Annotated in this window: 7 protein-coding genes and 4 pseudogenes; 7 read left to right on the forward strand and 4 right to left on the reverse strand. The window is 56.5% G+C overall.

Going from position 1 to position 20,201, the window contains the following annotated elements; genetic code table 11:
- Nucleotides 1–59: 59 nt before the first annotated feature.
- The 4 genes and pseudogenes from BCA33_RS21505 (at nt 60) to recD (ending at nt 9,648) form a co-directional block, all read left to right on the forward strand.
- On the forward strand, nt 60–1,361 hold the full coding sequence (locus tag BCA33_RS21505) for an exodeoxyribonuclease V subunit gamma (RefSeq protein WP_254774242.1): 1,302 nt from the start codon (nt 60–62) through the stop codon (nt 1,359–1,361).
- A complete protein-coding gene (gene recC / locus BCA33_RS07240; RefSeq protein ID WP_254774243.1) occupies nt 1,292–3,658 on the forward strand; it encodes an exodeoxyribonuclease V subunit gamma in 2,367 nt (788 codons plus the stop codon). The genes BCA33_RS21505 and recC overlap by 70 nt, the downstream gene beginning before the upstream one ends.
- Complete coding sequence (recB, locus tag BCA33_RS07245) at nt 3,621–7,352, forward strand: exodeoxyribonuclease V subunit beta (protein WP_071264597.1); 3,732 nt, start codon at nt 3,621–3,623, stop codon at nt 7,350–7,352. The genes recC and recB overlap by 38 nt, the downstream gene beginning before the upstream one ends.
- Nucleotides 7,349–9,648: pseudogene (recD, locus tag BCA33_RS07250) on the forward strand (exodeoxyribonuclease V subunit alpha). Before recB ends, recD begins: the two are co-directional and overlap by 4 nt.
- Here the strand turns inward: recD and BCA33_RS07255 are convergent.
- The gene (locus BCA33_RS07255) at nt 9,545–10,705 is read right to left on the reverse strand and encodes a phage tail sheath subtilisin-like domain-containing protein (protein WP_071264599.1); all 1,161 of its coding nucleotides are present in this window, start codon (nt 10,703–10,705) and stop codon (nt 9,545–9,547) included. The pseudogene recD and the gene BCA33_RS07255 overlap by 104 nt on opposite strands.
- 10 nt (nt 10,706–10,715) lie before the next feature.
- Complete coding sequence (locus tag BCA33_RS07260; protein ID WP_071264601.1) at nt 10,716–12,518, reverse strand: ABC transporter ATP-binding protein/permease; 1,803 nt, start codon at nt 12,516–12,518, stop codon at nt 10,716–10,718.
- Between the two features lie 106 nt (nt 12,519–12,624).
- Between BCA33_RS07260 and BCA33_RS07265 the strand changes: the two are divergent.
- The 3 pseudogenes from BCA33_RS07265 (at nt 12,625) to BCA33_RS07275 (ending at nt 16,584) form a co-directional block, all read left to right on the forward strand.
- Nucleotides 12,625–14,387 (forward strand): annotated as a pseudogene (locus BCA33_RS07265) (ABC transporter transmembrane domain-containing protein).
- Between the two features lie 213 nt (nt 14,388–14,600).
- Nucleotides 14,601–15,754: pseudogene (locus BCA33_RS07270) on the forward strand (aspartate aminotransferase family protein).
- A 105-nt stretch (nt 15,755–15,859) separates the two neighbouring features.
- Nucleotides 15,860–16,584: pseudogene (locus tag BCA33_RS07275) on the forward strand (VC0807 family protein).
- A gap of 85 nt (nt 16,585–16,669) precedes the next feature.
- On the opposite strand, the gene gyrB reads toward BCA33_RS07275, so the two are convergent.
- Entirely contained in the window at nt 16,670–19,084 is a 2,415-nt protein-coding gene (gene gyrB, locus BCA33_RS07280) for a DNA topoisomerase (ATP-hydrolyzing) subunit B (protein WP_071264603.1), read from the reverse strand.
- 86 nt (nt 19,085–19,170) lie between these two features.
- The coding region (gene recF / locus BCA33_RS07285; RefSeq protein ID WP_071264615.1) for a DNA replication/repair protein RecF at nt 19,171–20,201 on the reverse strand (1,031 nt) is incomplete at its 5' end.

Here is a 20,201-nt window from a genome sequence, read left to right on the forward strand (position 1 = left end):
CTTTATAATCAATACGATCACCTGATTAACGTTGCGACGATAATCCGACAAGGAAACCCATGCCCGAACACGCCACCATCACCCCAGGCTTTCACGCCGTGCACGCCAACCATCTGGAAGACCTGCGCCGGGCTGTGGTGTTTATCTGCCAGCAGAACCCTCTGCCGCCACTGCAAAGCGAGACGTTTTTGGTGCAGAGCAACGGTATTGCCCAGTGGCTGAAGCTGGCGTTGGCGGAAAAACGTTCGGAAGATGGCAGCGAAGGCGGGCTGGGCATTGCCGCCGGTATGGATTTTCTGTTCCCGGCGCGGTTTATCTGGCAGGCCTATCGGGCCGTGTTGCCGGACGGCGAGGTGCCGGAGCAATCCCCCTTTGATAAACGCCGGCTGGTGTGGCGGCTTTACCGCCTGCTGCCAGAACTGGTTCAAACAGACGAGGTGTTCAACCCCCTGGCGCGGTTTCTGGAAGGCAGCGACACTGATTTGCGGGCGTTCCAGCTGGCTGAAAAAGTAGCGGATCTGTTCGACCAGTATCAGGTGTTCCGCGCCGATTGGCTGGCTGCTTGGGAGCTGGGCCGGGATGTAATCATCACCCCAAAGAACGAAGAAAAGCGGATTGAGGAAGACACCCGCTGGCAGCCCATGCTCTGGCGCAAACTGGTGGAAGACACAGGCGCTGACGCCAGCACCAGCCGCTCGCAGATTCACACCCGGTTTATGGCCGAGGGCCAGCGCATAAGCGCCCCAGCACACCCCAGCCGGTTACCTCAACGCATTGTGGTGTTCGGAGTGTCGTCGTTGCCGCGACAAGCGTTGGAAGCGCTGTATGTACTCAGCCGTTTCAGCCAGGTGGTGCTGTGCGTCCACAACCCATCACAATTTTACTGGGCCGATATTGTCAGCGACCGGGATCTGCTGAGAGCCGAACGCAAGCGCGGGGCCAGCCATCCCACACTGTCGAAGGTTGAGGATGCAGATCAGTTGCACCAGCACGCCAACCCGCTGCTGGCGGCCTGGGGCAAGCAGGGCCGGGATTACATTCGCCTGCTGGACGAATTCGACAACCCCGATGAGTATCGCGCCAGCTTCCAGACCCCGGACCAGAAGATCGACATCTTCTCGGAGCATGGCACAGGCCAGACAACTGGCTTGCTGCACCAACTGCAGAACGACATCTATAACCTGACCCCGCTGCAGGAAATTCGCGACGAACGCCGTGAACTCAACCTGGGCCAGTCTGTGCCCGCTGAGGCTCCATCGCCTTCCACGATGCCCACAGCCCGCAACGGGAAGTGGAAATTCTGCACGACCAGTTGCTGGCCGCATTCAACGCAGATACCTCGCTGCGCCCCCGGGACGTGATGGTAATGGTGCCAGACATCAACGTATACGCGCCCCATATACAAGCGGTGTTCGGCCGCTATCAAGCAGGGCGCAAGCGCCATATCCCGTTCACCATTTCAGACCAGGGCCAGCGTAACCACGAGCCCGTTCTGATTGCCCTGGAAACGCTCATGTCGTTACCGCGCAGTCGGTTTGCGGTGAGCGAGATCCTGAGCCTGCTGGAAGTGCCCGGCATCCGTGACCGTTTTGAGATAGCCGAAGAAGACATTCCCCTGGCCAGGCGCTGGGTAGAAGGCGCCAACATACGCTGGGGCCTGCACGGTGCCCACCGGGCAAGCCTGGAACTGCCAGCAGGGTTGCAACGCAACACCTGGCAGTCTGGCTTGCGCTCCATGCTTTTGGGTTACGGCATGGGTGACGACGAGCCTTGGGCCGGGGTCCAGCCTTACGGCGAAATTGGCGGCTTACAGGCCGGCCTGGCGGGCCGCCTTGGAGAGTTTGTGTATCGGCTCGAAAGCTTGTGGCAAACGCTGCAGGAAAGCCGTGCACCCCAGCAATGGGAAACGTTGTTCTCCGCCATGCTCGAGCAGTTTTTCCACAAGGTAGAAGGCCACGATCTGTTGCTGCTGAACCGCTTCCGCAGGCAACTGGAGCAATGGCTGGACGACACCCTTGCCGCGGGGCTGACTCAGCAACCCTTGCCACTGAACATTGTGAAAGATGTATTGCTGGACGGTCTGGATGAAGGCGGCTTGAACCAGCGTTTTCTGGCCGGCAAGGTGAACTTCGCCACCCTGATGCCCATGCGCGCCATTCCCTTCCGCAAAGTGTGTCTGTTGGGCATGAACGATGGCGATTATCCGCGCTCACGGCCACCGGTGGATTTTGACCTGATGGCGCAGGATTACCGGCCCGGCGACCGCTCCCGCCGGGAAGACGACCGTTACCTGTTTCTGGAGGCCATGTTGTCTGCCCGCGAACAGCTTTACATCAGCTGGGTAGGGCGCAGCATACGCGACGATTCTCCACGGCCGCCGTCGGTACTGGTGGGCCAGTTGCAAGACCATCTCAACAGTCTCTGGACACTGCCCGGACAGCCAGATGAGCCGATCACCGATGCGCTGACCACCTGCCATCCCTTGCAACCGTTCAGCCGCGACTACTTCCCCCAGGCCAGGCACAGCGGCAGTCTGTTTACCTACGAACACGAATGGCGCGGCGCCCATGACAACGAGGCCACAGAACAACAAGAACAGCCTCAGCAAAAAGCCCTGCCGTTTCAGCAGCCTGAGGAACCTATCACCCTCAACGACCTGGCTGGTTTTTTGAAGAAGCCCGTGGACACATTCTACCAACGCCGCCTGCAAGTGCGCTTCGACGATGTGGAAGACGACGACACGGATAACGAAAACTTTGACCTGAACGGTCTCGACCGCTGGCGCCTGGACACTGAACTGATTGAGCAAGGCCTGCTGAAAGCCGCTAATGAAGATGACCTGCACGAGCGCCTGGAAAGCACTCTGGATCGCATGGCGCGGCGCGGCGACCTGGGCATGGGTATAACAGAACACAAACTGCGCAGTGACCTCTCCGGCCGCTTGCCCGACTTGTTTCAGCGCTATCAGAGTGCTCTGGCCGAATGGCCCGAGGCGCTCAGCGAGCCACTGCCGTTCGAATATCGCCTATCGAACCCTACCGGTTCCGTAGAAGTGCTGGACTTGATTAATAACCTGCGCCGCAACCATGAGGGCCAGCTTTGCCGGCTGGTCATTGCCGGTTCCAGTCTGCTCAGCGGCAGCGGTTACAGCAAAAAACTCCGCTACGCCAACCTGATGCGCGATTGGGTGATTCATCTGGCCGGGCAACTGACAGCGCAACCTTTTGAAACCCTGATTCTGGGCAAGGAAGAAGGCCGCAAAGTCCGTTTTGCACCTTTGCCAAAGGAAACCGCCGCCAAACACCTGGACGCGATACTGGCACGCTGGATGGACGCCAGCACCCGGCTTTACCGCTGCACTGTGAGGCCGGTTTTGCCTGGATTTACAGCTTCTACCAAAGCAAGAAGTTTCTCGGTGATCACGAACGCGCGGTCAGCGATGCCCAACAGGCTTACACCACCGCCCTGGAGCGGGACACCGGTTATCTGCGAGGCGCCTTCGAAAGTGCCGAAGCGTTCATGCAAAGTGGTGAATTCGAAGCCTTGCTGCACGGGCTGTATGTGCCTTTATGGGAAGCCGAGCAGGAAAAATCCGCCGCCGGTCAGATTGAGGGCAAGCTATGACGGCTACCACCGTAACGACAAACCCGAACCTTGACCCACTCACGCTGCCCCTGAACGGCAATAGCCTGATTGAAGCCAGCGCCGGTACCGGGAAAACCTTCACCATCGCCATTTTGTATGTGCGTTTGGTTCTGGGCCATGGTCAGCCCGAGGGCAGCGTTCTGGCTGCCGGCATGCTGCCGCCGAATTTGCTGGTAGTGACCTTTACTGACGCAGCCACAAAAGAGCTCCGGGATCGCATCCGTACCCGGCTCACTCAGGCCGCCGAAGTGTTTTCCAGTGTTGCCGACAGCATAAAGCCCGCGCCGGAAACCGCGCTGATCCATCAGCTCCGGGACGACAGTTACCCGGACCCGGCAACTTGGCCTGACTGCCGCAAAAAGTTGCTGCTGGCCGCCGAGTGGATGGACGAGGCCGCCGTGTCCACCATCCACGCCTGGTGTAACCGCATGCTCACCGAGCACGCGTTCGACAGTGGTAGCCTGTTCCGGCTAACCCTGGAAACCGACCAAAGCGAGTTACTCGATGAAGTAGCACGGGATTACTGGCGCACGTTTATCTATCCGCTGTCGCCGGTACTGATGGACGAAGTGCTGAGCCACTGGAAAACCCCGGACAACCTGAGGGCTTCCGTGCGCAACCTACTGGGTGATGCCGATGCCTTTGAAGTCGCCACCGACGATGTAAAGCAGGCCATCGAAGCCACGGTGCACCGGCGCATGGAACAAGCACAGGCACTGAAAGCCCAACCCTGGGCAGACTGGAAGCCAGAAGTGACCGACATGCTGGTTGAGCTCAACAAGAGCAAACGCCTGCACGGTGGCAGCATGAAGCCGATGATTGCCGCCTGGGACACGCTGCTGGCGTGGGCTTCTTCCGATGAGCTTTTCCCGGAGGGGCTCGACAAAGCCGGCTTCCAAAACCAGACACCGGACATACTGCCCACAAAACTCAAAGGTGATGGCGATGTGCCCCACCATCCCGCGTTTGATGCCATTGAAGAGCTGATTTCCTTCAGCCAAAGCCTGCCCAGCGCCGAGGCCGACATCCTCAGGCACGCCACCCGCTGGATTGCGGCGCGACTGGAATCGGAAAAACAGAAGCGCTCTGAAATGGGCTTCGACGACCTGCTCACCCGGCTGGACGACGCACTTCATGGCCCCCGTGGCGATCAATTGGCAGCCACCATCAGGCGCCAGTTCCCGGTGGCACTGATTGACGAGTTTCAGGACACAGACCCGGTGCAATACCGCATTTTCAACCGCATTTACCGGGTTTCAGAGCATCATCCGGATACCTGCCTGCTGATGATCGGCGACCCGAAACAGGCCATTTATGGCTTCCGCGGCGCCGACATCTTCACCTATCTGGACGCCCGCACTGGGGCCCGCGACCGCACCTGGACACTGGGCCGCAACTTCCGTTCCTCCAAGCCTATGGTGACAGCGGTCAACCGGGTGTTCGAATATGGCGACCTGAACAGCCCGGAGGGGGCCTTCCTGTTTGGCAAAGGCGACGCCTCAGCCTTGCCATTTCAGAGCGTGGCGGCCAACGGCACCAAACGCTTGTGGTCAGTGAACGGCGACAATCAGCCCAGCCTCACCCTGTGGTCTCTGGAAAGCGACGAGGAAGATAAACATGGCAACCGCAAAAGCCTCGCCAAAGGCACCGCCACCACCGAGGTGGCAGAAACCTGCGCCAGTGAAATCGCCCGTTTACTGACGCTTGGCCAGCAGGGGTTGGCAGGCTTTGCGCTGACAGATAATCCGGGCGATCTGGAGCCGGTGGCACCCAAAGACATCGCGATTCTGGTGAATAATCGCAACGAGGCCGCTGCTGTGCGGGATGCCTTAGGCCAAAGGCGCATCAAAAGCGTGTACCTGTCTGACCGGGATTCCGTGCTTACCTCCATCGAGGCCAAAGAAATGCTGTGCTGGCTCAAAGCCTTTGCCGAACCTCGGCAGCTGGCTTTTGCTCGTGCTGCGCTGGCCACACCCACGCTGGGCTTGCCCTGGAGTTACCTGGATCAGTTGCTCACCGACGAGATGGCGCTGGAGCGTGAAATCGAACGCTTTATGGGTTACCAGAAACAGTGGCATAGCCAGGGCGTGCTGCCCATGCTGCGCAGCTTTCTGATGGATTTTGGCGTGCCCGGAAGGCTGTTGCAGCGCCCAGACGGCGAACGCCGGCTCACCGACATTCTGCACATTGCAGAACTGCTGCAGCAGGACAGCCTGCAACTGGATGGCGAACATGCACTGGTGCACCACTACACCCAAATTCTAAGGGCGGCAGACGACGAAAACGAACACCGCACCCTGCGCCTGGAAAGCGATGCCGGGCTGGTAAAAGTCATCACTGTGCATAAATCCAAAGGCCTGGAATACCCGCTGGTGTTTCTGCCCTTTGGCACCGCGTTCCGCGCGCAAAGTGAAAAACAGTCCTTCGTGCGTTATCACGATGACAACTCACAGCTCATCACCGTGTTTGATCCGACACCGGAAGACGTTGCCCGGGCAGATCAGGAACGGTTGGGCGAAGACATCCGCAAACTCTACGTGGCGCTGACCCGCGCCCGTTTTGCCACCTGGGTGGGTGTAGCAGACATTGAAGACTGGCACCTCAGCGGGCTGGGGTATCTGCTGGGTGGAAAGCCGGTGGCGCAGCAGCCCCTGAGTGAGGTACTGAACCAGCTCACCCACGGCTACAGCGAACTGTGTACCGAACCGTTGCCTGCCTTTACCAACCTGCATTACGCAGCGGAGACACCTGCGGCATTGGGGCCCGCACTGATCTCGACCCGCGAAGCGCGGGAAGACTGGTGGATTGCCAGCTATTCATCCCTGGAATATCGCGGCCTGTCTGGCACCGGTATTGTGTTCGCCGGCGAAGTGGAAGACGCAGAAACGCAGAATCTGCTAGAAGAGGGCGCCCACAACCGCGAGGAAGACGACATAGCCGTTCCGATCAGCCACAGCCTGCATTATTTTCCCAAAGGGGCAGGCCCGGGCACCTTTTTGCACGACCTGCTGGAATGGTGTGTACAACAAGGCCTGCAACACATTGTGAATAACCCCTTGCAACTGCGAGAACAGCTCACCCGGCGTTGCAGCACGCGGGGCTGGAACGACTGGGTAGACACACTGGAGCAGTGGATATTGGCGCTCATTCGCCAACCACTGCAATTGAGCCGCAGCACCAGCGAAAGCAGCAGTCTGGCCAGCCTTGGCACATTGCGCCCGGAACTGGAGTTCTGGTTTGAAAGCCGCAACGTCAGCACTCAGGCCATGGACAGGCTGGTTACTCGGCATACCCTCAACGGCGCAGACCGCCCGCGGGTGGATGACGGGCGCTTCAACGGCATGCTGAAAGGCTTTATCGACCTGGTGTTTGAACACAACGGGCAATATTACGTGCTGGATTACAAATCCAATTATCTGGGCGACGGTGACAGCGCCTACACAGATCAGGCTATGGGCGAGGCGATTCTGGAGAAACGCTACGATCTGCAATACGTGCTTTATTTGCTGGCTCTGCACCGGCTACTGAAAGCGCGCCTGCCGGATTACGACTACGACCAGCACGTGGGCGGCGCTGTGTATCTGTTTTTACGGGGCATCCATGCGCCGGGGGCAGGGGCATTTACCGACAAACCACCCAGAGCGCTGATTGAACAACTGGATGCCATGTTTGACGGCATAGCAGCCCCCGGGGAGGTGGCGGCATGAGCAAAACGCGCAATACCGATAACCAGTTTGCCCTGGATCTGGACGAAGCCGTTGATGTAGATAAAACGGCGTCGGCTTCTCCGAGCCAGAACAGCAGCCTTGCGCTGAACCAAACAGAAACGGTTCTGGAACTGCTGGATAACTGGCAGCAAGCCGGCTGGATTCGCCCGCTGGATGTGCGCTTTGCACGGCTGATTCACGACCTGTCGAAGGAGCAGGGCGAAGCGCCGCAACCGCTGGTTTTGCTACTCGCTGCACTGACGTCCCACCAAGTGGGACGGGGCCACGTGTGCGTGGATCTCGCGACCCTACTGGCCGATGCTGAAAGCGCTCTCTCGTTGCCACCCGAGGAGCCCAATGGGGCTCGCTCTTTTGAACACCCAACAACCGCTGACGGGCCGGGTGAACTCCTGGCCCGCGTGTCCACTCAGGAATGCCTAACCGCCCTGAACAAAGCTTCGGCGGTAAGTGATGGCTCACATACATCACCAATGGTGTTGAATGGTACCCGGCTATATTTGCGCCGTTTTTGGCGTTATGAGCAGCAGATTGCCACCGGCATTGTGCAGCGCTCGGCACGGCCTTCCCTCCTGGCCGACCCGTCATCAGACGCTGCCACAACACTTAGCGAAGCTCTGGACATATTGTTTAAACCTCAGGATTCTGTGGGCTCTTTTGTAGATTACCAAAAGCTCGCCTGTGCCCTGGCTGCCCGCAACCGTTTCGCCGTTATTACCGGCGGCCCCGGCACCGGCAAAACCACCACGGTGGTGAATTTACTGGCAGCCCTGCAGTCCGTCGCGGGCGAATCCGCCGAGCGGGATGGGCGCAAATACCGCATTCGCCTGGCTGCGCCCACGGGCAAGGCTGCAGCGCGGCTGAACGAATCCATCGGCGGCGCCGTCAGCCGCCTGCCACTGGCACAGTTGCCGGGGCAGGTGTCTTTGGCAGACATACCCACCAAAGTGACAACCCTGCACAGGCTGCTGGGCAGTCGCCCGGATACGCGAAAATTCCGCCACAACCGCGACAACCCGCTGCTGGTGGATATTCTGGTGATCGACGAAGCCTCGATGGTCGATCTGGACCTGATGGCGTCGGTGTTTGACGCCCTGCCCGCCAACGCCCAGCTGATTCTGTTAGGCGATAAAGACCAGCTGGCCTCGGTAGACGCCGGTGCGGTGTTGGGCGAACTGTGTCAGCGCGCGCCCGACGGGCATTACCTGCCGGCCACGGTGCAATGGCTGAAAGCCATCACCGGCACTGACATCCCTGCAAGCTTGCAAGACTTCGAAGGCCAACCGTTGGATCAGGCGGTGGCGATGTTGCGCAAAAGTTACCGCTTTGCCGAAGGCAGTGGTATTCGCCAGTTAGCCGAAGCAGTCAACACCAATGCTTTGGACGCCAGCACCCTTCAGAGGCCCGTAACGCCGGGTTTGACGATGTGGTGTGGCTGAATGGCCTCCACAAAAAACCATCGCTGGAAGACACTCAGGCGCTGATCTGCGGCCATTCGGTCAGTGGCAGTCCGCAGGCATTCAGCAATAACGGGGAAGGGCGAGTGGATGGCAACAACCAGCCCCTGCCACCACCGACAGGCTATCGTCATTATTTATCGCTGATGCAAGGTCACAATCTCGACAGCAACAGCACAACGGAACAGTGGGACGAACTGGCAAAATCGGTATTGCAGGCCTTCAGTGATTTTCAGGTGCTGTGCGCCCTGCGGCGCGGACCCTGGGGGGTAGAAGGGTTGAACGAGCTGATCGCCCAGCATTTGCTGGCACAACGGCTGATTCCCCGAGCTGAAGGCTGGTACGCCGGGCGCCCGGTGCTGATTACCGGCAACGATTACAACCTGGGACTGATGAACGGCGATGTGGGCATTACCTTTAGCCTGCCCCAGGGCACCGATGCGCAAGCCGGTGGCGACCAACTGCAGACCGTGTTGCGCGTGGCCTTTCCCAGCAGCGACGGCAGCGGCAATATACGCTGGATTTCACCCAGCCGGCTGCAGCAGCTGGAAACCGTGTACGCCATGACCGTGCATAAATCCCAGGGCTCTGAGTTCAATCACACCTGCCTGGTGCTGCCCGACCGCCTGAGCCCCGTGCTCACGCGGGAGCTGGTGTATACCGGCATCACCCGTGCAAAAAACTGGTTCAGTCTGATAACCGGCGACGCCAGTGTATTCAGCGACGGCGTCGGCCAAAGGGTAGTACGCGCCTCGGGGTTGGCGTCAGTACTCGCTTCAGGGTCGGTTGGAAACCAACACTCTGCTGAACCTTCAGAATAACGAATTCAGCCGGGCGTACAGGTGCAAAACCCACGGTCAGGTTAACGCGGCCCAGAGCAATATCGCTCTGGGTGGTGGTGCTGGAATCGCAGCCCACAAAATAGGCGTCAGGTGCTTTGCTTCCCTGGAAAGCGCCCTGTTGAAAAAGGTCCTGCATGAAGGCGTTGGCAACTGACCGTATCTGCGCCCACAAGCCTTCACCATTTGGCTCGGTCGCCGCGAACCCCAGCCCGCAGGAAAGGCTTTCTTCAATGAACAACGCGGTGCGCCGAACAGAAATATATGTGTATTCGTTCTCGCCCGAATGCTCGAAACCGGCCAGGGTACGCGCACCCCAAACCATCGCGCCGCCGGCGAACTGCCGCAACGCGTTGATCCCCTGGGGGTTGGTTATGCCATTCTCGGCTTTCGACATTCCGTATTCCAGCCCGATCACCCCCAGAATAGACGCACCCCGACCCGCCGGAGCCTTCCAGACACCGCGCTGGGCATCGGTACGCGACATAATGCCGGCGACGGTGCCGGCCGGATCAATGGGCAACGTCGCAGAGGCTGCCTTGATGCGCGGCCAGTAAATGGCGGCATGATCGAGAACGACTCCAATACGCACCTCTGCGATGCCAGTTACTGCTTCAGCTGCTGTTTGCCAGTCGCCTCTGGGGTCGACTAACAGGAACGCTCGCTGGCGCTGACAAAATACACTGGCAGTGCCCCATAACCGTTGTCGCTGATCCTCTGTCTGCTCGAAACCGCGAGGCAAAACCAGCAAGTTGAATGATTTAACCTCAGACGCAACCGAACGGAAGGTGTTCTCGTAATCGGCCAGTGCCGGAACGCCTCCGTCGTCGCCTGCAATACGCACAACGATCGCCTCAGTGCCACCATTGAGGAAAAACTGCCTTACCTGCAGCGCCAGCTCTCCGTAGGCCGCATGGTTGCCAAAAACCTGTTCGTACTGATCCATGCCATAGATCGCAGTCGGGCGGTTCAGATCGCCTTGGCGGGCCATCCCGATAAAGAGAGTGATTGATGTTGGTACACTCGTGATCGTGTTCATCTCCGGCTCCCTAAAGGCTTTCCTCTTCATCGTTATGCTGTTGCTGCAGCCATAGTCTGGCGTAATACCCATTTTTTGCCAGCAATTCACTGTGCCCGCCGCTTTCTACAATCTGGCCATGATCCAATACCAGGATGGTATCGGCATCGCGCACAGTCGATAAACGGTGAGCAATAACCAACGTCGTACGCTGCCGACTGACTTCGTTCAGGGCGTCCAGAATGGCTTGCTCTGAGATAGAGTCGAGCGAGGAGGTAGCTTCGTCGAGAATCAACAACGGCGGGTTTTTCAGCAGCACCCGGGCGATAGCCACGCGCTGTTTTTCGCCACCTGAGAGTTTCAGGCCTCGCTCGCCCACTTTGGTGTCGTAGCCTTCCGGCAGGCTGCGGATAAAGTTGTCGAGGTGCGCTTGTTTCGCGGCGTGATGCACCTCTGCCTCAGTGGCCTCCGGGCGGCCGTAAGCCAGGTTTCGATACAGTGTGTCGTTAAATAGCACTGTGTCTTGCGGCACTACGCCTATGGCGGCGCGCAGGCTGTCCTGGCTGACCTCACGGATATCCTGGCCATCAATAGTAATGCTGCCCTTAGCCACTTCAAAAAAACGGAACAGCAGGCGGGCAAGGGTGGATTTACCAGCGCCGCTGGCGCCTACAACAGCCAGGGTGTGCCCGGCGGGTATGCAGAAGTCCACGTCCTGCAGAATCGGGCGATCGGCGCGGTAGGCGAAATGCACATGCTCAAAGCCCACCTCACCTTTATCCACAACCAACGCCGGCGCCTTATCCGCGTCTTCAATCAACGGCTTTTCATCCAGTAAGCCAAACAAGCGCTCTACATTCACCAGGGATTGACGGATTTCCCGGTATACAAAGCCCAACGCGTTCAGAGGGATGAATAGCTGAAGCAGGTAAGCATTAATCATGGTGAAATCACCCAGGGTGATGGCGCCACTGGCCACTTCCCGCACGGCCATCACCATCATGACAATCATTGCGATGCCAATAATAAACGCCTGGCCGGTGTTAAGCGCGGCCAGAGACAAGCGGTTTTTCAGGCGCGCTTTCTCCCAGCCCTCAAGATTCTCATCGTAAAGTTCGGCTTCAAATTTCTCATTATTGAAGTACTTCACGGTTTCGTAATTTAGCAGACTGTCGATAGCACGAGAATTGGACTGGTTGTCGCGGGCGTTGGCCTCGCGCACAAACTTGGTTCGCCACTCGGTGACTGTAATGGAAAAAACAATATACACCGCCACGGCAACGAGAATGGCCAACACGTAGCTGGCGTTAAACGCCACCAGCAGAATGCCCGCCACCATAAAGATTTCCAGCAGCGTGGGAATAATGTTGAACAGGGTAAAGCGCAGTAAAAAGCTGATGCCAGTGGTACCGCGCTCTATGTCTCGGGCCAGCCCGCCGGTTTTTCGATCCAGGTGAAAGGCCAGTTCGCGGTCATGGAGGTGCCGGAACACCCGCAGCGATACTCGCCGCATGGCTCGTTCGGCCACCCGTGCAAACACCGCATCCCGCAGTTCTCCGAACAATGTGCTGCCAAATCGTAACGCCCCATAAGCGATCACCAAAACCACGGGAATCCACAGCAACAGCTCGCCTTCGCGGCCCTGATCGAGATAGTCGACTATGTATTTCAGGGCCACAGGCGTGGCTACCGTGGCCAGCTTTGCCAGTATCAGGAACGCCACAGATAGAGCTACTCGCCCACGAAACTCTGCCAAATACGGCCACAGCCCGGCAATGACTTTCCAGTCCGGTTTTTGGTGGGCAGAGTAATCACTATCAGCGTAAGCGCGCACGGACATTCCTTCATTTTCACAGACGAGACAAGCGTATGATAAGGCTGGTCGAAAGCAGCATTGGTATAGCAACCCGAGTTTACAGCACCTCAACTTCAGGAGGCACATCATTAACACTCGTCACCGGCAAGCTCTGAAACTGGTCATAGGATTTATAAGCCCATATCGCAAGGCGGTGGCAGGTGCTCTGGTAGCCTGGTGATCACGGCAGGCATCACGCTTGGCTTGGGGCAGGGCCTGAGGATTCTGGTTGATCAGGGCCTGGCGACCCAATCCCCGGATAATCTGGCCCGCGCCGTGGGGCTGTTTTTCATTCTTGTGCTGGGCCTGGCATCTGGTTCCTTCGCGCGGTTTTACCTGGTGTCCTGGATTGGCGAAAGGGTCGTAGCGGATATCCGTAAACAGGTGTTCAATCATTTGATTGACCTGCACCCGGGGTTTTTCGAGCAGAACCGGGCCTTGGAGATTCAATCCCGTTTTACCGCCGACACAACGGTACTGCAATCAGTGATCGGGTCGACCGTATCCATTGCCCTGCGCAATGCCTTGATGCTAATAGGCGGGCTGCTGTTGCTGTTCATCACCAATGCCAAGCTGGCCGGGATCATTCTGCTGGGCTTTCCGTTGGTCATCGTGCCTATCCTGTTTTTCGGCCGGCGCGTGCGACAGCTTTCTCGGCTCAGCCAGGACAGAGTGGCCGATGTAGGCAGTTATGTAGGCGAAAACCTCACGCAAATAAAGACCGTGCAGGCTTTCAATCACCAACCCCACGACCGGCGTTTTTTCGCGGAGGTGTCTGAGCGCGCTTTCGACATAGCCCGTGCCCGTATAAAGCAGCGTGCCTGGCTAACCACCATAGCCATATCATTGGTGATGGGAGCAATTGGCATTGTGATCTGGATTGGCGGCCTGGATGTTATCCACGGCCGCATTACCCCGGGAGAGCTGGCCGCTTTTGTGTTCTATAGCCTTTTGGTAGGCGTAGCCGCAGGGGCGATCAGTGAAGTAATAGGCGAACTGCAACGGGCCGCCGGCTCCGCGGCGCGGCTGTTTGAGCTACTACAGACAGAACCGGCCTTTGATCGACCGGCGGAACAGGATGCAGGCACATTCCCCAACGCCATTACGGGGGATATTCGTATCGATAATCTCAGGTTCAGCTATCCGGGGCGCAGCGAACATCCCGCGTTGGCCGATATTTGCTTACATGTTCAAGCAGGAGAAACCCTGGCCCTGGTGGGCCCATCCGGCGCAGGGAAATCCACACTGTTCGATCTGCTGCTGCACTTTTATCAGCCCGAGAGCGGCACCATTCACATTGACGGTACGGATAGCGCCACGGTGTCTCTGGCGGCTCTGCGCGGCTGCTTTTCGCTGGTACCCCAGAACCCGGCCCTGTTTCATGGCACGGTGGCCGATAACATACGCTATGCGCGCCCGGACGCCAGTCAGGCCGATGTTGAAGAAGCCGCTCGTATTGCCCATGCCCACGAGTTTATCGAAAAGCTCCCAGATGGATACCTCACCCGCCTGGGAGATGCCGGGCTGGGGCTCTCAGGAGGCCAGAAGCAAAGGTTGGCCATTGCCCGGGCACTGCTGGCCGATGCGCCCATCTTGCTGCTGGATGAAGCCACAAGCGCTCTGGATGCAGAAAGTGAAAGCCTTATACAACAAGCTATGCCAGCACTTACCTCTGGCAGAACCACACTGGTGATCGCCCACAGGCTGGCCACCGTTCGCAACGCTGATCGTATAGCCGTTCTGGATCAGGGCCGGTTGTTGGCAGTGGGCACTCATGACGAACTTATACAAGAAAACCCTCTATACCGGCGCCTCGCCGCATTGCAGTTTAGGGAACCACCGGCGTGATATTCAGCTCAGTTAGTTTGTGTCATTCGGCGGTACTCCCTACACTGTTTAGTGAGATAGATAAATCAAAGACACGGGGAGAATAGCAAAGTGAGCAACAAAGAATTGCAAGCACTCAAAGAACGCTATGTTGCGGCTGGCGCGGCAAGTCCCAATGAGCAATTTGCTGACCACGCAACCAACTCGGAACTGTGGGATGCAGACGGCAACCGTATGATCGACTTTGCCGGCGGCATTGGTGTTCTCAACATCGGCCATCGGCATCCGAAAGTAGTTGCGGCGATAAAAGCCCAGCTGGATAAATTGATGCACACCTGCCAGACGGTTATGCCCTATGAGGGCTATGTACGCCTGGCCCAGAAGTTAAGCGAAGTAACGCCGGTAAAAGGGCATGCCAAAGTGATGCTGGCCAACTCCGGTGCAGAGGCGCTGGAAAACGCCGTCAAGATTGCCCGTGCCGCCACCGGCCGCACCAACGTAATCTGCTTTGATGGCGGTTACCACGGCCGTACCTTCATGACTATGGCAATGAATGGCAAGGCAGCGCCTTACCAAACAGATTTCGGCCCCATGCAGGAACCGTATACCGGGCGCCTTATCCTGTGCCGTACCACGGTGTGAGCGAAGAAGAAGCCCTGCGTGGTCTTCGCATGACTATGAAGACGGATTCTCCGGCAAACCAAACGGCGGCTATCGTGCTGGAGCCAGTGCTGGGCGAGGGCGGTTTTTACGCAGCGCCCACCAGCTTCCTGAAAGAGCTTCGCAATATCTGTGACGAGAACGGCATTCTGTTGATTGTCGACGAAGTTCAAAGTGGCTTCGGCCGCACCGGCAAGATGTTTGCTATCGAACACAGCGGCGTTGAAGCAGACATCATCACCATGGCCAAGAGTATGGCTGATGGCATGCCGATCTCGGCGATTGTCGGTACCGACAAGCACATGGATTCCTCAGGCCCGAACTCGCTGGGTGGCACCTATACCGGTAGCCCAACAGCCTGTGCCGCTGCCCTGGCCGTATTCGATGTGTTCAAAGAAGAAGACATCCTGGGCAAAAGTGTGCGTCTGGGCGAGAAGCTGAACCAACGTTTCACCCAATGGCAGGAGCAGTTCAGCCATGTGGACAACGTTCGTACCCTTGGTCCCATGGCGGCATTTGAGTTCGTGGAGAGCAAAGACAACCACAAGCCCATGCCGGAGCTTGCTGCTGCGGTCACCAAGAAAGCCAAGGAGAAGGGGCTGATTCTGCTGAGTTGTGGCATGTACGGCAACAGCCTACGCTTCCTGATGCCGGTAACCATTGAGGATAATATCCTTGAAGAAGGCTTGGCGATTGTTGAAGAGTGCTTGAAAGAAGTCGGCGCCTGATACATCCGCAACGGCTGTAGGTTATAAAACCGAACCTCCGGGTTCGGTTTTTTTATGGGGTTCGTCGTATACTGCCTGTAGTTGTTTCACTAACCAGGCAGAACCATGACTTCACCTAGCACCACCTCTGTACCCGAGCACAAGCCCAGGCCCTGGTTGATCTGCTGGTCAGTATTGTCATCCCATCCGTTATTCTGATGAAATTTAGCGGCGACCAACACCTTGGCAGTGTGAATGCACTGCTTCTAGGTTTGGCATTCCCTCTTGGCTGGGGTTTATTCGAGCTTGTTCGTTACCACAAGAAAAACTTTATCGCCGTGCTCGGCTTGGTGAGCGTAGGACTCACAGGCGGCATTGGCCTGTTGGAGCTGGATGCAGGCTGGTTAGCAATAAAAGAAGCGGCCATCCCCGCTGTTATTGGCCTGGCGGTATTGGCTTCTACCCGCACCAAATATCCGCTGGTTCGCACGCTTCTCTATAACCCCAATGTGCTCAATGTGGATAAAATCCAGCAAACCCTGGAAGAAAATAACCACGTTGACGAGTTCGAAGGGCGCTTATTGAAGGCGAGCTACTTTTTTGCCGGCACGTTTCTGTTCTCATCCATCATGAACTACGTTATTGCCCGCTGGATTGTGGTTAGCCCTTCCGGTACTCAGGCGTTTAACGAGGAGCTTGGCAGGATGACTCTGGTCAGTTATCCGATGATTGCCATCCCCTCCATGGTCATGATGATGCTTATCTTCTATTACCTATGGAGAACCATTCGTCGGCTAACGGGGTATACCCTGGAAGAGGTAATGGCCCCTCATCTTGCAGATAAAGCCTAGCCCTCCAAATCCATTTTAAATGACATAAAAAAACGGCCAGAGTAGCAATACTCTGGCCGTTTTTTTGTTACTTATCTGAAGGTTATCAGATATCCAGGTTCGTTACTTGCAAAGCGTTAGTCTGGATAAAGTTACGACGCGGTTCAACATCATCTCCCATCAGCGTAGTGAAAATCTGGTCTGCCGCAATGGCGTCTTCAATTTTCACTTTCATCATCCGGCGGGATTCAGGATCCATGGTGGTTTCCCACAGCTGATCCGGGTTCATCTCACCCAAGCCTTTATAACGCTGGATGTTCAATCCACGCTGAGCTTCCTTCATCAGCCACTGCAACGCACCTTCAAACGACAGTACCGCTTGCTTGCGCTCGCCTCGCTGAATGTAGGCACCTTCTTCGACAAGCCCGTTCAAGGTCTCACCCAGGCGCGCAATGGCACCGTATGATGGCGAATCAAAGAAATCGTGGCTGAATACGTGCTCGTGGGGAATCCCGTGCACGTAGATCGTCACTTTGGGCAGATAAAGCGCCCGCTCATTGTCTTTGGAGACAGAGAAGCTGTACTTGGTGCCAGTGCGGGTATCTACGTTCAGGCCATCACCCAATCGGGTAGCCCAAGCCGCCACGGTTTGTTCGTCCTTCAGATGCTCTGCTGTAAGCGTATCGTTGTGAATCATCTGCTCCAGCACCTTCGCAGGATAGGCACGGGACAAGCGATCAATCATCGCCATCACGGTCTGATAGTCCTGCACCATGGTCTCAAGGGCCGAGTCCTTAATGGGAGGTGCTTCGGCGTTTACATACAACTGTGCGCCTTCCAGAGAGGTCTGGGTGAGGTAAGCTTCTTTCGCCTTCTCATCCTTCAGGTACTGCTCTTGTTTACCACGCTTCACTTTGTAAAGCGGCGGCATGGCGATAAACACATGACCACGTTCGATGATTTCGCGCATCTGACGGAACAGGAATGTGAGCAGCAGGGTACGGATGTGGGAACCGTCCACATCCGCGTCTGTCATGATAATAATGGAATGATAGCGGAGTTTATCCGCGTTGAACTCCTCACGACCAATGCCACAACCCAGTGCAGTGATCAGAGTGCCCACTTCGGCAGAAGACAGCATCTTGTCAAAGCGTGCTTTCTCCACGTTAAGAATCTTACCCTTAAGTGGAAGAATCGCTTGGGTCTTTCGATCCCGGCCTTGCTTGGCGCTACCACCCGCGGAATCACCCTCCACTATGAACAGTTCAGACAGAGCAGGGTCTTTTTCCTGGCAGTCCGCCAATTTGCCTGGTAGGCCGGCGATATCCAGCGCACCTTTACGGCGGGTCATGTCTCGGGCCTTACGAGCGGCTTCACGGGCTCGCGCTGCTTCAATCATCTTATTGACGATAAGCCGGGCTTCGTTTGGCTGCTCCTGCAGGTACGCTGCAAAGCTCTGGTAAAGTTCCTGTTCAACGGCCGTTTTCACTTCCGACGACACCAGTTTGTCTTTGGTTTGTGAAGAAAACTTGGGATCAGGCACTTTAACACTCACAATCGCCGTCAAACCTTCCCTAGCATCGTCACCAGAGGTGCTCACCTTGGCCTTCTTGCCCAAGCCTTCGTGCTCAATGTAGGTATTCAGTGAACGGGTAAGCGCAGAGCGGAAACCCGCCAGGTGGGTGCCGCCGTCCCGCTGGGGTATATTGTTGGTGAAGCAGTAAATATTCTCCTGGAAGGCATCGTTCCACTGCATGGAAACTTCTACCACAATGCCGTCTTCGCGCTCACGGGTGAAGTGGAAAACCCGGTTGATCGGAGTTTTATTAGCATTAAGGTGTTCAACAAAGGCCCGCAAGCCGCCTTCATACTCAAACAACTCTTCTTTACCACTACGCTCGTCGGTCAGACGAATGCGCACGCCACTGTTCAAAAACGCCAGTTCGCGGACGCGTTTTGCGAGGATATCGTAGTGGAACTCTATGTGGGTAAAGGTTTCCGGGGAGGGAATAAAGTGTACACGGGTACCTGAGGCATCTGTGTCACCCACCGCTGCCAAAGGAGAGTTTGGCACACCGTGGGTATAACCCTGCTCATACACCTTGCCGTCCCTGCGGATGGTCAAGGTGAGGGTAGAGGAGAGAGCGTTTACAACGGAAACACCTACGCCGTGAAGACCCCCGGAAACTTTATAAGAGTTATCATCGAACTTACCCCCAGCGTGGAGCACGGTCATAATAACTTCGGCGGCAGATACGCCTTCTTCCTGGTGAATGTCCACGGGAATGCCCCGGCCATTATCGTGAACGCTTACTGATTCGTCCGGATGAATGATAATACCAATTTCGGAACAGTGACCTGCCAGAGCTTCATCGATGGAGTTATCCACCAGTTCAAACACCATATGATGCAGACCGGTACCATCATCGGTATCGCCGATGTACATCCCTGGCCTTTTTCGTACCGCATCCAGCCCTTTCAGGACTTTAATACTGGCAGAATTGTAGCTCGATTCACTCATTAAAAAACTCCTGAAGCGTAAGGGCCGGCGCACTCTCCCCCCTTAAAGCTGCCTTTCGCAGATAAAAAGGGGGTGGGAAACCGGTTTTATTCTTCCTTCAATTTGCCATGTTCCACGTGGAACATTCGATAATCAGGTATCTGATTACCCTGCCACAAAACTTCCGGATCGGACCGCTCAATGGAGGTAATAAATACCTGGCAACGCAATTCCTGTAACTTGCGAGCCAGCATGCTTCTGTGGCTCTCATCCAGTTCGGCGTTAATATCATCAATCAGAAAGCTGACCTGCTTTCCTAGATCGCTCAACACCACGCTCTGGGCAATTTTCATCAGTATGACGAGGGTTTTTTGCTGGCCACGGGAAAAAGTTTCCGCCACCGGACGTCCTTGAAACCTGATTCGGATGTCCGCACGGTTTGGCCCATAAAGGGTATGCCCCATACGAGCCTCCTGCTCCCTGTGACGGACAAGTACATCTACCAGCGACTGACTGGTATCCCACCCAGGATAAAACTCTAGTTTTAGCCCTTCTGTCCAGCTCACATCCACTTCGTGAACCAAGCTGTCGAATGCGCTTTTGAATTGATCAAAGGCAACCTTTCGGGCTTCGCTTACTCTTTCGCTCAGTGCCGCGTACTGGGCATCCCAGATACGCAACATGGATTCATCTAGTCTACCATTTCTCAGCGTTTGATTCCGCTGTGACGTGACTCTCTGGCACTGTTGCCAGCATGATGCGAAAGAAGGTTCCACGTGGAACACTGCCCAATCAAGAAACTGTCGACGCTTTCCAGGTCCTCCCGCCACGATATCAAACACACCAGGATCAATGACCGACACAGGCAGGTGCTTGGCGAGGGAAGACAGGCTCCGCACCCCTTCGCCATCAACCCGAAGTGTTGTTTCCTTTTGGGTCACATCACGAGATATACCTAGCCGATGAACAAGAGAATCTGAAGATCGGGCGTTTTTTTGCTCGTTAAAACCATGATCCAAGCCACCAAAAACTGTAAATCGTTGCTGGCCATGCTGAACAACCGCTTGGTGCCTATTTATCCGAAAGGATCGACCAAGACCAAGGTACCCGATAGCTTCGAGCACACTGGTCTTTCCGC

It is taken from the genome of Marinobacter sp. AC-23 (assembly GCF_001858325.1).
Classification (GTDB): Bacteria; Pseudomonadota; Gammaproteobacteria; order Pseudomonadales; family Oleiphilaceae; genus Marinobacter.